The organism is Pseudomonas sp. NPDC087346 (genome assembly GCF_044744235.1).
Classification (GTDB): Bacteria; Pseudomonadota; Gammaproteobacteria; order Pseudomonadales; family Pseudomonadaceae; genus Aquipseudomonas.
The window spans coordinates 1-14,491 of sequence record NZ_JBIUXX010000092.1 but is presented as its reverse complement, the minus strand read 5'-3'; the positions used below and the strand labels follow the sequence as shown (position 1 = coordinate 14,491).

The window sequence follows — 14,491 nt, the reverse complement described above, 5'->3', positions numbered from 1 at the left end:
ACACGCCCGGAACGCTCGCACCGCCGCCAGGCGCCCGCCCCGCGCCCGCAGGCCCCCCCCCGGCCAGCCCACCGCGCCGCCAGCCTATCCATTTATGAGGGTGTGGGCTGCGGTTCCTGTGGTCGATGACAACTCCGGTTATAACAATAGCGGGAGCAGTTATCCGCCTGCAGGTTACGGTACGAACGGCGCCTACGCGGGGGGAGGGGTTTCGGCCCCTGCCTCTGCGCAGGGCATGCTGTTCAACCAATTGCAACAAATGCAGGATCAGATATCGCGCCAGCAAGGTGTGATTGAAGAACTGCAGAATCAAGTTGCGCGCATGAAGCAGGAATCTTTGGAGCGATACCAGGATCTTGATCGGCGCATAGGAACCGGCGGTGCACCTGCCGCGACTCCTGAGAATTCTTCTGCCGGTGGCGATGCAAGTGCTGCTGCCGGTGCTGCCGCTGGCGCCGGGGCTGCTGCTGCCCAGGCACCTGCTGCAAGTAGTGAACCGGGTGATCCGGCCAAGGAAAAGCTGTATTACGATGCGGCTTTCGACCTGATCAAAGCCAAGGATTTCGACAAGGCCAGCCAGGCTTTCTCGGCATTCCTGCGTAAATACCCGAACAGCCAGTATGCGGGCAACGCCCAGTACTGGTTAGGCGAAGTAAACCTGGCGAAGGGCGATCTGCAAGGTGCAGGTCAGGCGTTTGCCAAGGTTTCGCAGCTGTATCCCAAGCACGCCAAAGTGCCGGATTCGCTGTACAAGCTGGCTGATGTAGAGCGCCGCCTCGGTCATACCGACAAGGTCAAAGGCATTCTGCAACAAGTGGTTTCCCAGTATCCGGGGACTTCCGCCGCTCAGTTGGCCCAACGCGATCTGCAACGCATGTAAGGCTGTTTGAGTCGTTTTGAAGAAACCCGCACTTTTTGCGGGTTTTTTCGTTAGAATTCACACCCTTTTTCTGAAACACGCTTCTGGTAGTCTACGCGTTGGCGGGATTGCCCTGAAGTGCCTGACGGAGGCGGACAGCCTGTTTAGCTGTTACGCCCGTGGCGACTATGCAAGACACATTGAGAATCACCGAAGTTTTCTACTCTTTGCAGGGGGAAACGCGGACTGCCGGGCTGCCCACTGTTTTTGTGCGCCTGACCGGTTGCCCATTGCGTTGCCAATACTGCGACAGCGCTTACGCGTTCACTGGCGGCACCGTCCGCACCCTCGACGACATCCTTGAGCAAGTAGCCGGATTTCGTCCGCGCTATGTATGTGTCACCGGCGGCGAGCCGTTGGCGCAGCCCAATGCCATCCCGTTACTCAAGCAGTTGTGCGACGCCGGTTACGAAGTGTCACTGGAAACCAGTGGTTCTATCGACATCTCGGCGGTAGATTCTCGGGTCAGTCGAGTTGTCGACTTGAAGACCCCGGGGTCGAAAGAATCACACCGCAACCGCTACGAGAACATCGATCTGCTGACGCCCAACGATCAGGTGAAGTTTGTCATCTGCTCGCGGGAAGACTACGACTGGTCGGTTTCGAAACTGATTCAGTACGGTCTCGATCGACGTGCGGGTGAAGTGCTGTTCTCCCCAAGTCATCATGACCTCAATGCCAGGGATCTGGCGGACTGGGTGGTGGCGGACAACCTGCCAGTGCGGTTGCAATTGCAGCTGCATAAATATCTATGGAATGACGAGCCGGGGCGCTGAAATGACTGAACAACTGAACACCACCGAAAAACGTGCTGTGATCCTGCTGTCTGGCGGCCTGGACTCGGCCACTGTCGTGGCGATGGCTCGTGCCGAAGGCTACGCCTGCTACACCATGAGTTTTGACTACGGCCAGCGTTCTCACGCAGAACTGCACGCTGCTGCACGTGTGTCCCGTGATCTGGGCGCGGTCGAGCACAAAGTGATTGGTCTGAACCTCGATGGCATGGGCGGCTCGGCCCTGACCGACACCAGCATCGACATTCCGGAAGAGTTGGGCGAAGGCATCCCGGTGACTTACGTGCCAGCGCGCAACACAGTGTTCCTGTCGCTGGCATTGGGCTGGGCTGAAGTGCTCGGCGCACGCGATATCTTTATTGGCGTCAACGCGGTGGACTATTCCGGCTACCCGGATTGCCGTCCCGAGTTCATCGAGTCCTTCGAACGCATGGCCAATCTGGCGACCAAGGCTGGCGTGGAAGGCAATGGCTTCCGCATTCAGGCTCCGTTGCAGAACCTGAGCAAGGCGCAGATCGTTCAGGCTGGTGTGAAGCTTGGCGTTGATTACGGGCTGACCGTTTCTTGCTATCAGGCCGACGATAACGGCCGTGCATGCGGTAAATGCGACAGCTGCCGACTGCGTTCGGAAGGCTTTGCGGCGGCTGGTGTAAGCGACCCAACACCTTATTTTTGATTATTTTCAAATTAGGTGTTGAATAGTCCTTAAAAATCAGTATTATACGCGCCACCACACAGCGGGTCGTTAGCTCAGTTGGTAGAGCAGTTGGCTTTTAACCAATTGGTCGTAGGTTCGAATCCCACACGACCCACCATTTTTGGCGGTTTAGAAAATCCGGAAGGCCCACGCAAGTGAGGATTTCCGGGTTTTTTTTTGCCTGCGATTCGGGCACCTTTCCTTTCAGCGTTGCCTGCGCTGACACAGGTCAGAATCATCTTTTGTATCAACGGGATATTCTGTAGCCTTGCGCAGCTTCAACGCTGTCCGTGCCTGATAAAACTCACTCTCCCGGCGGTGCCCTCAAGTGGTCCGGAGCCGGGTGTATACTCGACTTTCGCGCGAAAGCGCCTGCAGGTCTTGCGAACATGACGCAGATTTCCGAACGCCTTCTGGTTCAAGCTCACCTCGACGCCAAACAGCCTAAACCGCTGACGGTCGAGGAAGAGGCTTACTACCGTTCTGCCATCGCCGCCGAGCTCAAGGCTCAGGACGCGGTGCTGGTTGCCCACTTCTATTGTGATCCGGTGATTCAGGCCCTGGCCGAAGAAACCGGTGGCTGTGTTTCCGATTCCCTGGAAATGGCTCGCTTCGGCAACGCCCATCCCGCCAAGACGGTAGTCGTCGCTGGCGTGAAGTTCATGGGCGAAACCGCGAAAATTCTCAACCCGGAAAAACGTGTACTGATGCCGACCCTGGACGCGACTTGCTCGCTGGACCTGGGTTGCCCGGTGGACGAGTTCTCGGCGTTCTGCGATCAACACCCGGAACGCACAGTGGTGGTGTATGCCAACACCTCTGCGGCTGTTAAGGCGCGGGCCGACTGGGTAGTGACTTCAAGTTGCGCGCTGGAAATCGTCGAAAGCCTGATGGATAACGGCGAAACCATTATCTGGGGCCCGGACAAGCATCTGGGCACCTACATTCAGCGCAAGACTGGCGCCGACATGTTGCTGTGGGACGGTGCCTGCATCGTTCACGAAGAGTTCAAGTCCAAGCAGCTTGAAGACATGAAAGCGCTGTATCCGGACGCGGCCATTCTGGTGCACCCGGAATCGCCGACGGCGGTGATCGAACTGGCGGACGCCGTCGGCTCCACCAGTCAATTGATCGCCGCCGCTCAGTCGTTGCCGAACAAGACGCTGATCGTCGCCACTGACCGTGGCATTTTCTACAAGATGCAGCAGTTGTGCCCGGACAAGGTCTTCATCGAGGCGCCAACCGCCGGTAACGGCGCCGCCTGCCGCAGTTGCGCACATTGTCCGTGGATGGCCATGAACACCCTTGAGCGCACGCTCAAGAGCTTGAAGGAAGGGACGAACGAGATCTTTGTTGATCCTGCGTTGATTCCGCAGGCGATTCGGCCTTTGAAGCGCATGCTGGACTTCACCCAGGCGGCGCGGATGAAGCTGGCCGGTAACGCTTAAGGTCTTTCAGACAACAAACAAACCTGTAGGAGTGAGCCTGCTCGCGATAGCGGTGTATCAGCAACGCATTAGTTGACTGACACACCGCAATCGCGAGCAGGCTCTCTCCTACATTGGTTTATGGCATCTGCAGGTTATTTGGTCTTCTTCGGAACACGTACCACGCGGGTATCGGAGTAGATGTCATGCCAGGTGCGCTTCTGCTTGTCGTACAGCGACCAGAAGAACCCAAGCCCGACGCACAACCACGAAGCAATCGATACCATGAACCTCAGCAGCGCCTGCCACAGGCTGATCGCGCTGCCATCGGCGTTCTGCACACGAATCCCCCACACCTGCATGCCCAGCGTCTGTCCGCCATGGGTCCAGAACTTGGCGAAGAACGCGAACAACACCAATAGCAGCACGGTGGAGTAAAGCGGGTCGCCATCGAGTTTTCCGGCATCGGTCATCACCCGCAGGCGCTCCTCACCAATGATCGCTGCCTGGATCATCTTGTAGATGCCGCCCGTAACGATCAGCAGGGCCGTGCACAGCAGAAAGTCGTAGAACATCGCTGCCAGGCGACGGCCGAGGCCGACGGTGGGAAAGTCGCCCTGGGGAGTGAGCAGGTTTTTCGACATGGCGGCCTCTGGACGCAAAATGAAGTGCCATTTTACGGATTCGCGCACACAAAAAAGCCCCTGATATCAATATCAGGGGCTTTTTCGTTACAGAAGATTAGGCTTCTGCTTGAACTTCGTCAGCCTGCATGCCTTTTTGGCCCTGCACTGCAACGAAGGTCACTTTCTGGCCTTCTTTCAGGCTTTTGAAGCCGTTGCCCTGAATGGCGCGGAAATGCACGAACAGATCCGGACCGCTTTCTGGAGTGATAAAACCAAAACCTTTCTCGTCGTTAAACCACTTGACGGTACCGCTCTGACGTGTGGACATTTCTTATTTCCTTTGACGCATAAATTAATGACAGTCTCCTTCTCATGAAAGAGTACTGGGGCTGGTTGCAGGAGAGTAAGAAGACGTCGAACGGGATGTAGCTAACTTGTAGGCTACTGCCCAGGTCACGATTCAAAGCTGACCCATGCAAACACAGTGGACAAACTCTACGCCAACTACGGGAGAAAAAACAAGCCCTGCGAAGAGCCCGGTTTTGCTACGCCTGCTGGCAGTTAGTCAGTCCACTAGTGCTGGCTTATTCGATCAGCTTGTTCAATTGCTTTCGAATGTTATAAGCCAAGTTCATATTCGAAACGGATGTAAGAAAATGCACTATTTTATGGCGATCGCGTTACACATTAGTGCACGCATAACGCAATCGCGTTACTTATAGAAACAGTCAATCAACCGCGATAGTAGCGTTGTGGAACAAATGGCATTTTGCTTACAAGCATTTGCACCTTTTTCCCACGAACGATGGCCCAGACTGGCGTGTCGAGGGTGACATAAGCCGTGTCGAGGTAACCCATCGCCAACGGACCGCCCAGGGTCGGGCCGAAACCGCCGCTGCAGACGCTGCCGATGATCTCGCCGGCTTCGTTGACGATTTCTGCACCTTCACGGACCGGCGTGCGTTCTTGCGGCAGCAGGCCGACGCGTTTGCGCGCTACACCGTTCTGTTGCTGGGCGAAGATGTTTTCCGCACCGGGGAAACCACCAGCGCGTACGCCATCAGCGCGACGCGGCTTGGAGATCGCCCACAGCAGGCTCGCTTCAATCGGTGTGGTCTCGGTGTTCATGTCGTGGCCGTAGAGGCACAGACCGGCTTCCAGACGCAGCGAGTCGCGTGCACCGAGGCCAATCGCCTGGACTTCCGGCTCGGCGAGCAGGGCACGGGCGAGTTTTTCCGCATCAGCGGCAGGCACCGAGATTTCGAACCCGTCCTCACCGGTGTAGCCCGAACGGCTGACGAAGCAATCTACGCCAAGCAACTGCACGCGATTGAACTGCATGAAAGTCATCTTCGCCACTTCCGGCGCCAGGCGCGCGAGGACGGTGACAGCCGCCGGGCCTTGCAGGGCGAGCAGGGCGCGTTCTTCGAACAGCGGCGTGATGCTGCACTGGTCGCTGATGTGTTTTTGCAGGTGCGCCAGATCCTGATCCTTGCAGGCTGCGTTGACCACCAGGAACAGTTCGTCGTTACCGAGGTTGGCGACCATCAGGTCATCGAGGATGCCGCCGTTGTCGTTGGTGAACATGGCGTAGCGCTGCATGCCTACCGGCAGGTCGATGATGTCGACCGGCACCAGGGTTTCCAGCGCTTTGGCGGCGTTGGCGCCGGTCAGACGGATCTGGCCCATGTGCGAGACATCAAACAATCCGGCCTGTTCGCGGGTGTGCTGGTGCTCTTTCATCACGCCGAGCGGGTATTGCACCGGCATGTCGTAGCCGGCGAACGGCACCATGCGGGCGCCGAGTTCGATGTGCAGAGCGTGCAGCGGGGTTTTCGACAGTTGTTCGGTGGACATGCGGAGCTCCTTGAAAATGTGGGTTGGGGATCAGCATTCGATAATGTTGACCGCCAGACCGCCGCGGGCGGTCTCTTTGTATTTGCTTTTCATGTCGGCGCCGGTCTGGCGCATGGTGCGGATGACCTTGTCGAGTGAGACGAAATGCTGCCCGTCGCCGCGCAGGGCCATGCGGACCGCGTTGATCGCTTTCACCGAGCCCATCGCATTGCGCTCGATGCACGGCACTTGCACCAGCCCGCCAATCGGATCGCAGGTCAGGCCGAGGTTATGTTCCATGCCGATCTCGGCGGCGTTCTCCACTTGCTGCACGCTGCCGCCGAGCACTTCGCACAAGGCGCCGGCGGCCATCGAACAGGCAACGCCGACTTCGCCTTGGCAACCGACTTCAGCGCCGGAGATCGAGGCGTTTTCCTTGTACAGAATGCCGATGGCCGCCGCGGTCAGGAGAAACCGCACCACGCCGTCATCGTTGGCGCCGGGAATGAAGCGCATGTAGTAATGCAGCACGGCCGGAATGATCCCCGCCGCGCCATTGGTAGGAGCAGTGACCACGCGCCCGCCGTTGGCGTTTTCTTCGTTGACGGCCAGTGCGTAGAGGTTGACCCAGTCGAGTACCGACAGCGGATCACGCAGCGCCGATTCGGGGTTCTTGCACAGTTGCCGATGCAATGCCGCTGCCCGTCGTTTGACCTTCAGGCCACCGGGTAGAATCCCTTCATTGCGGCAACCGGCCGCCACGCAGTCCTGCATTACCTGCCAGATTTTCAGTAGCCCGGCGCGGGTTTCCGCTTCCGGGCGCCAGGCGCTTTCGTTGGTCAGCATCACCTGGCTGATCGACAGACCATAAGTGCTGCAATGACTGAGCAAGTCCTTGGCGCTTTTGAACGGAAAGGTCAGCGGTGTGGCGTCTTCGACGATACGGTCGGCGCCGGCGGCGTCTTCATCGACGACGAAGCCACCACCGACCGAGTAATACTCGCGACTGCGGATCTGAATCCCCGCCGCGTCGAACGCACGAAAAATCATGCCGTTGGGGTGATAGGCCAACGGCTTGCGGATCATCGCCAGATGTTCTTTTTCGTTGAACGCAATGCTCTGTTCGCCGAGCAGGTTCAGCCGGCCGTTGCTGCGGATTTCATGCAGGCGCGCAGCGACGGTTTCAGTGTCGACGGTGTCCGGGTGTTCGCCTTCAAGGCCGAGCAGCACGGCTTTGTCGCTGCCGTGCCCTTTGCCGGTGGCGCCGAGCGAGCCGTACAACTCGACACGCACGCTGGCGGTGGCACCGAGCAGATTCTCCCGACGCAGGCCTTCAGCGAAACGCGCCGCAGCACGCATCGGGCCGACGGTGTGGGAACTGGAGGGGCCGATGCCAATCTTGAACAGGTCGAACACGCTTAACGACATGGTTGTTCTCCGGTTTCTTGTTATAGGAATTGGCGCAACTGCAGGCTTGGTATAACCCCTGTGGGAGCTGGCTTGCCAGCGATGGCGGTGTGTCAGGCAACAAAAATGGAGACTGATCCGCCCTCATCGCTGGCAAGCCAGCTCCCACAGGGTCTTGTGGTGTTCAAGGAAGTGGGGCGGGCAAACCCGCCCCATTCGTTTAAGCGTAGCTTTCGATCGACGGGCAGGCGCAGACCAGGTTGCGGTCGCCGAACACGTTGTCGACGCGACCGACCGGCGGCCAGTATTTGCCTTCGATCAACGAGGCTACCGGGTACACGGCCTGCTCGCGGCTGTACGGGTGAGTCCACTCGCCAACCAGTTCCGCCGCCGTGTGCGGGGCGTTTTTCAGCGGGTTGTCTTCCTTGTCCAGCGTGCCGTTTTCCACTGCGCGGATTTCTTCGCGGATGCGGATCATGGCGTCGCAGAAGCGATCCAGTTCTTCCTTGGATTCACTTTCGGTCGGCTCGATCATCAGCGTGCCGGCAACCGGGAACGACATGGTCGGTGCGTGGAAGCCGAAGTCGATCAGACGCTTGGCGACGTCATCAACGCTGATGCCGCTGCTGTCTTTCAACGGACGCAGATCAAGGATGCACTCGTGCGCCACCAGACCGTTGCTGCCGGTGTACAACACTGGGTAGTGCTCTTCCAGGCGACGGGAAATGTAGTTGGCGTTGAGGATTGCCAGTTGCGAAGCGCGCTTCAGACCGGCGCCGCCCATCATGCGGATGTACATCCAGGTGATCGGCAGAATGCTTGCGCTGCCGAACGGTGCTGCGCAGACCGCGCCTTGCTTGCGTTCCATCTGGGCGTGGCCCGGCAGGAACGGGGTCAGGTGCGATTTCACGCCAATCGGGCCAACGCCCGGGCCGCCACCGCCGTGCGGGATGCAGAAGGTTTTGTGCAGGTTCAGGTGCGATACATCGCCGCCGAACTTGCCGGGTGCGCAGAGGCCGACCATCGCGTTCATGTTGGCGCCGTCGATGTACACCTGGCCGCCGTTGTCATGAATGATCCCGCAGATTTCGCGGATGCCTTCTTCGAACACGCCGTGGGTCGACGGGTAAGTGATCATCAATGCCGCGAGGTGCTCGCGGTGCTCGATGGCCTTGGCGCGCAGGTCTTCGATATCAACGTTGCCACGGGCGTCGCACGCGGTCACGACCACGCGCATACCGGCCATGTTGGCGGTCGCCGGGTTGGTGCCGTGGGCGGAGCTTGGGATCAGGCAGATGTCGCGGCGCTCGTCGCCACGGCTCTGGTGGTAGGCGCGGATGGCCAAGAGACCTGCGTATTCACCTTGCGAACCGGCGTTCGGTTGCAGCGAGATCGCGTCGTAGCCGGTGGCGGCGCAGAGCATCGCTTCCAGTTCGTCGGTCAGTTGCTGGTAACCGGCGCTTTGCTCGGCGGGGGCGAACGGGTGCAGGGCACCGAACTCAGCCCAGGTCACCGGGATCATTTCGCTGGCGGCGTTGAGTTTCATGGTGCACGAGCCCAGCGGGATCATGGTGCGATCCAGCGCCAGGTCCTTGTCCGCCAGTTTGCGCAGGTAGCGCATCAACTCGGTTTCCGAGTGATAACGATTGAACACCGGGTGGCTGAGGATCGGCGACTGGCGAACCAGCGATGCAGGAATGCTGCTCTGCACCGAAGCGGCGAGGGCGGCGAAGTCCGGCAGGGTCTTGCCGTCGGCGAATACGGCCCACAGGGTTTCGATATCGGCTTGCGAAGTGGTTTCGTCCACCGACAGACCCAGACGCTGGTCATCGACCACGCGCAGGTTGATCTGCCGGGCATGAGCCTTGTCATGCAGCGCAGCGGTTTGTGCGCCAGTGGCCAGAGTTAGGGTGTCGAAGAAGTTTACTTGTTCGACGTTCAGACCCAGAGCGCTCAAGCCCTTGGCGAGAATCGCGGTCAGGTGATGAATGCGATTGGCGATCTGCGTCAGGCCTTTCGGGCCGTGGTAGACGGCGTACATGCTGGCGATGTTGGCCAGCAGCACTTGAGCGGTGCAGATGTTCGACGTGGCCTTCTCGCGACGGATGTGTTGCTCGCGGGTCTGCATCGCCAGACGCAGCGCCGGCTTGCCGAAACGGTCAACCGAAACACCGACCAGACGGCCCGGCATGTCGCGCTTGAACGCATCCTTGGTGGAGAAGTAAGCGGCGTGCGGGCCGCCAAAGCCCAACGGCACGCCGAAGCGTTGCGCGCTGCCGATGGCGACGTCGGCGCCGAACTCGCCCGGGGCGGTCAGCAGGGTCAGGGCCAGCAGGTCAGCAGCCACGGCAACCAAGGCGTTGGCGGCGTGGAAGCGCTCGGTCAGTTCGCGGTAATCGAACACATCACCGTTGCTCGCCGGGTATTGCAGCAGTGCGCCGAAGAACGGCGTCACGTCTGTCAGTTCACGCTCGTCGCCGACCACAACTTCGATGCCCAGCGGCTCGGCACGGGTGCGCAGCACGTCGAGGGTTTGCGGGTGGCAGTGGCTCGACGCGAAGAAGGCATGGCTGCCCTTGTTCTTGCTCAGGCGTTTGCAGAAGGTCATCGCTTCGGCAGCGGCGGTGGCTTCGTCGAGCAAGGAAGCGTTGGCAATCGGCAGACCGGTGAGGTCACTGATCAGGGTCTGGAAGTTCAACAGCGCTTCAAGACGGCCCTGGGAAATTTCTGGCTGGTACGGGGTGTAAGCGGTGTACCAGGCCGGATTTTCCAGCAGGTTGCGCAGGATCGGCGACGGCGTATGGCAGTTGTAGTAGCCCTGGCCGATGTAGGTCTTGAACAGTTGGTTCTTGCCGGCAATGGCTTTGATCGCAGCCAGTGCGTCAGCTTCGCTCAAACCGTCTTCGAGGCCGAGCACGCTGGTGCCCTTGATGCTTTCCGGGATGACGCTGGCGCTCAGGGCTTCCAGCGAGTCGAAGCCGAGGCTGTTGAGCATTGCTTGCTCGTCACCGGCGCGCGGGCCGATGTGACGGGCGATGAATTCGTTGGCGGTGCCAAGGTTTACTTGAGTCATGTCAGTGCTCCTCAGGCTTCGGCTTGCGCTTTGATCAGACGGTCGTAAGCGTCCTGATCCAGCAATTTGCCGACAGCGGTGGCGTCGGATGGCTGGAAGCGGAAGAACCAGCCTTCGCCCAGCGGATCTTCGTTGACCAGTTCCGGGCTGTCTTCCAGCGCCGGGTTCACCGCCAGCACTTCGCCGTCGAGAGGCATGTACACGCCGCTGGCGGCTTTTACCGATTCCACGGTGGCGGCTTCAGCGCCTTTCTCGTAAGCCTGCAATTCAGGCAGTTGCACGAACACCACGTCGCCCAAGGCGTTCTGCGCGAATGCGGTGATGCCGACAGTAACGCTGCCGTCAGCTTCGGTGCGCAGCCATTCGTGATCTTCAGTAAAACGCAACTCGCTCATGGAAACTCCTCAGGGGGCCAGACTCGTCTGGTGGACGCGGTGGAATGCTTGGGCAGGAAAGCCCCTATTTATGAGCGGATACTTAGCAAGAACGCGGCCATGATTGAATTTGTTGTTACAAATCAATGGATTGGATGTTTTCGTGGCGTTGGTGTTTTTGAGAGCTGTAGCGAAATCGCTACGGGATGGAGGCGGGAAAAAAGCTGAACGGGATCAAAGCCTTGCACAGTGGTGATTGGGGGAGGGTGTATCGATATCGTTCCGCTGTAGCGCTTTCAGTACAGGTGGAGGTCGTTTTTGAACGGATTTCGAATCCGTCACAAATCAATGTAGGAGTGAGCCTGCTCGCGATAGCGGTTTACCAGTCAACCAATTTGTCGGCTGACACACCGCTATCGCGAGCAGGCTCACTCCTACAGGGGTTTTGTGGTGTTTTCAGGGTTTGTTGGGAATGCCGTATTTGCGCAGGCGATGGGCGATCGCGGTGTGCGAGGTTTGCAGGCGGCTGGCGAGTTGGCGCGTCGAGGGGTAGCTGACGTAGAGTTTTTCCAGCAGGGTTTTTTCGAAGGCTTCGACCGCTTGTTCTAGGCTGTCGACATCGCTGTCGGCCTGACGCGCCACCGAGGTGCCGGCGATGTCGAGGTCGCCGATGTCCACCAGACTGCTTTCGCAAATCGCCGCAGCGCGGAAGATCACGTTCTGCAATTGCCGCACGTTGCCCGGCCAGCGGTTGCCGAGCAGCGCCGGATAAGTGCCGGGGGCTAGGCGACAGACCGGACGCTGGATCTGCGCGCAGGCCTGCTGCATGAAGTAGCGCGCCAGCAACAGAATGTCCTGACCGCGCTCGCGCAACGGCGGCACTTCGACGTTGAGCACGTTGAGGCGATAGAACAGGTCTTCGCGGAACTGGCCTTCGCTGACCATTTTTTCCAGGTCGCGGTGGGTCGCGCTGAGGATGCGCACGTTGACCTTGACCTCACGGTCGCCGCCGACCCGACGGAAGCTGCCGTCGTTGAGAAAGCGCAAAAGCTTGGCCTGCAAGTACGGCGACATCTCGCCGATCTCATCGAGAAATACCGTGCCCTGGTTGGCCAGTTCCATCAGCCCCGGTTTGCCACCGCGCGCCGCGCCAGTGAAAGCGCCGGGGGCGTAGCCGAACAGTTCGCTTTCGGCGAGGTTCTCCGGCAGTGCCGCGCAGTTCAGCGCAAGAAACGGCGCACTGTGTCGCGCACTGATGGCGTGGCACGCACGGGCAACCAGTTCTTTACCGGTGCCGGTTTCGCCTTGAATCAGCAGCGGCGCATCGAGCGCCGCGACTCGCTGGGCCCGGGCCTTCAACGTACGAATCGCCGGGGACTCGCCGAGCAGCGCATCGAAGCCTTCGGCGTGGTCGTGGTGCAGCGCCGAGAGCTGTTCACCTATGCGGTTCGGTTGATACAGGGTCAGCAGGGCGCCGGCATCGGTGATTGGCGTGGCGTCCAGCAGCAGGGTCTGGCCGTTGACGGTGATCTCGCGCAGCGGCAGGCGAAAGCCATGTTCAAGCAAGGTGTTGAGCAGGCCGGGATCATTGAACAGTTCAGAGACGCTTTCCCCAGCCGGCTCGCGACCGTACAGCGCAATCAGCGCCGGGTTGGCCAGCAATACCTTGCCGGCGCTGTCGAGCGCCAGTACCGGATCGGTCATCGCCGCGAGCAGCGCATCGAGCTGCAAGTGCCGACGCTGGCCGGGCAGGATGTCGACCACGGTCACCGCTTGCACACCGCGCACGCTGAACAGCGCATCGCGCAGCTCTTCAAGCACTTCGGGGCTCAGGGTCGGGGCGTCGATGTAGACGTTCGGCGGGACCATTTCCACCGCATCCAGATTGAGGTTGCGCCCACCGAGCAGGGCCAGGACTTCCTGGGTGATGCCGACGCGGTCGATGAAACTGACGTGGATACGCATGGGGCGGTTCAGTGTTCTGGAGTGCGGAGGGTGGCAAGTATGCCTTGGGGCGGGGAATTGTTGAAATCTGGCGCAGCTTTGAGGTCTGCACCGAGCCCTGTAGGAGTGAGCCTGCTCGCGATAGCAGTCTGTCAGCGAGGAAGATATCGACTGACCAATCGCTATCGCGAGCAGGCTCACTCCTACAGGGATGTGTGGTGATTTAGATTATTCCAGGTGTTCTGGTTTCACCGGATCACCGGACTTCATATTCAGCTGCACCCGCACATCTTCAAACATCAGATCGTAATGCTTGTGCACCGAACCGATGCTGCTGTGGGTCTTGGGAATTCCATACTTCTCGGCAATCTTCGTCACGTTGCTGGCGAAGTTGTAGGCCTGATCCTTGGGCAGGAAAAACGTTTCCTTCATGTCCTTGCCCTGAATGTTGCCATGCAGGGTGAACTGCATCCCTTTGCCTTCTTTGGGATCGGTGAACACTTCATAGTCGAGGCACACGTTGTAGTTGACGTCGTCGTCAGTCAACGCATGGCGTTCGATGTGTAAATGACCGGGTTCGAACTGGGCCATGGTTCTCTCCTTTCAAGGCATGGGAGAAGGGCAGACCACAGGCCTGCCCTCTGAGTTTCTGATTATCGGTAAGTGATGCCCGGCTTCGCGGTGCTGACGCGGGTGCCGGCGGTGCCCTGGACGATCGCTTCAATGTCCGCCAGTGAACCGATCACTGCAACCTTGCCAGTATGGCGCGCAAATTCGCAGGCTGCCTGCACCTTCGGCCCCATGGAGCCCGCCGCGAAACCGAGACGTTCCAGTTCATCCGGATGCGCCTCGGCGATACCTTTCTGGGTCGGTTTGCCGTAATCGATGAACGCTGCGTTGACGTCGGTGGCGATCACCAGCAGATCCGCTTCCAGTTGTTCGGCCAGCAACGAGGAGCACAGGTCCTTGTCGATCACCGCCTCAACGCCTTTTAGTTTCTTGTCGGCGTCGTACATGGTCGGAATGCCGCCGCCACCCGCGCAGATCACGATGCTGCCTTTGTCCAGCAGCCACTTGATCGGGCGGATTTCAAAGATACGTTTTGGCCGAGGGCTGGCGACGACGCGGCGGAACTTGTCGCCATCCGGGGCAATTGCCCAGCCTTTTTCAGCCGCGAGTTTTTCTGCTTCGGCCTTGTCATAGACCGGACCGATCGGTTTGGTCGGATTCTGGAAGGCCGGGTCGTTGGCGTCGACTTCGACCTGGGTGAGCAGGGTGGCGAACGGGACTTCGAAGTCCAGCAGGTTGCCCAGTTCCTGTTCGATGATGTAGCCGATCATGCCTTCGGTTTCGGCAACGAGCACGTCCAGCGGGTAAGTGCTGACGGAGGTGTA

13 protein-coding genes and 1 tRNA gene are annotated in these 14,491 nt (G+C 59.4%); 5 read left to right on the top strand and 9 right to left on the bottom strand.

What is annotated here, in order from left to right:
* Positions 1-94 precede the first annotated feature (94 nt).
* The 5 genes from ybgF (at position 95) to nadA (ending at position 3,858) form a co-directional block, all read left to right on the top strand.
* Positions 95-880, top strand: coding sequence for a tol-pal system protein YbgF (gene ybgF / locus ACIOZM_RS29565; protein WP_401220695.1), 786 nt, complete (start codon positions 95-97; stop codon positions 878-880).
* 167 nt (positions 881-1,047) lie between these two features.
* Positions 1,048-1,695 carry a 7-carboxy-7-deazaguanine synthase QueE gene (gene queE, locus ACIOZM_RS29560; protein ID WP_401220689.1) on the top strand — a complete coding sequence of 216 codons (648 nt, stop codon included), beginning with the start codon at positions 1,048-1,050 and terminating at the stop codon, positions 1,693-1,695.
* A 1-nt stretch (position 1,696) separates the two neighbouring features.
* Positions 1,697-2,389 (top strand): 7-cyano-7-deazaguanine synthase QueC, encoded by a 693-nt coding sequence (queC, locus tag ACIOZM_RS29555; protein ID WP_401220686.1) that lies wholly within the window; start codon positions 1,697-1,699, stop codon positions 2,387-2,389.
* Between the two features lie 63 nt (positions 2,390-2,452).
* Positions 2,453-2,528, top strand: a tRNA-Lys gene (locus ACIOZM_RS29550).
* A 271-nt stretch (positions 2,529-2,799) separates the two neighbouring features.
* Complete coding sequence (gene nadA, locus ACIOZM_RS29545) at positions 2,800-3,858, top strand: quinolinate synthase NadA (RefSeq protein WP_401220683.1); 1,059 nt, start codon at positions 2,800-2,802, stop codon at positions 3,856-3,858.
* A 134-nt stretch (positions 3,859-3,992) separates the two neighbouring features.
* Here nadA and ACIOZM_RS29540 read toward each other — a convergent pair whose 3' ends face one another.
* From ACIOZM_RS29540 to ACIOZM_RS29500, 9 genes are all read right to left on the bottom strand, one after another.
* Positions 3,993-4,481 (bottom strand): RDD family protein, encoded by a 489-nt coding sequence (locus ACIOZM_RS29540; protein WP_401220692.1) that lies wholly within the window; start codon positions 4,479-4,481, stop codon positions 3,993-3,995.
* Positions 4,482-4,578: 97 nt separating this feature from the next.
* Positions 4,579-4,791, bottom strand: a complete 213-nt coding sequence (locus ACIOZM_RS29535) for a cold-shock protein (protein ID WP_003227496.1) — start codon at positions 4,789-4,791, stop codon at positions 4,579-4,581.
* A gap of 404 nt (positions 4,792-5,195) precedes the next feature.
* The gene (gene gcvT, locus ACIOZM_RS29530) at positions 5,196-6,320 is read right to left on the bottom strand and encodes a glycine cleavage system aminomethyltransferase GcvT (RefSeq protein ID WP_401220680.1); all 1,125 of its coding nucleotides are present in this window, start codon (positions 6,318-6,320) and stop codon (positions 5,196-5,198) included.
* 30 nt (positions 6,321-6,350) lie between these two features.
* Entirely contained in the window at positions 6,351-7,727 is a 1,377-nt protein-coding gene (locus ACIOZM_RS29525; RefSeq protein ID WP_401220678.1) for an L-serine ammonia-lyase, read from the bottom strand.
* 199 nt (positions 7,728-7,926) lie between these two features.
* The gene (gene gcvP / locus ACIOZM_RS29520) at positions 7,927-10,779 is read right to left on the bottom strand and encodes an aminomethyl-transferring glycine dehydrogenase (protein ID WP_401220675.1); all 2,853 of its coding nucleotides are present in this window, start codon (positions 10,777-10,779) and stop codon (positions 7,927-7,929) included.
* Between the two features lie 11 nt (positions 10,780-10,790).
* The gene (gcvH, locus tag ACIOZM_RS29515) at positions 10,791-11,174 is read right to left on the bottom strand and encodes a glycine cleavage system protein GcvH (RefSeq protein WP_401220672.1); all 384 of its coding nucleotides are present in this window, start codon (positions 11,172-11,174) and stop codon (positions 10,791-10,793) included.
* A 435-nt stretch (positions 11,175-11,609) separates the two neighbouring features.
* Complete coding sequence (locus ACIOZM_RS29510; protein ID WP_401220669.1) at positions 11,610-13,118, bottom strand: sigma-54-dependent transcriptional regulator; 1,509 nt, start codon at positions 13,116-13,118, stop codon at positions 11,610-11,612.
* A gap of 207 nt (positions 13,119-13,325) precedes the next feature.
* Positions 13,326-13,688 carry a DUF5064 family protein gene (locus ACIOZM_RS29505; protein WP_401220666.1) on the bottom strand — a complete coding sequence of 121 codons (363 nt, stop codon included), beginning with the start codon at positions 13,686-13,688 and terminating at the stop codon, positions 13,326-13,328.
* 62 nt (positions 13,689-13,750) lie between these two features.
* The coding region (locus ACIOZM_RS29500; RefSeq protein WP_401220663.1) for a carbamate kinase at positions 13,751-14,491 on the bottom strand (741 nt) is incomplete at its 5' end.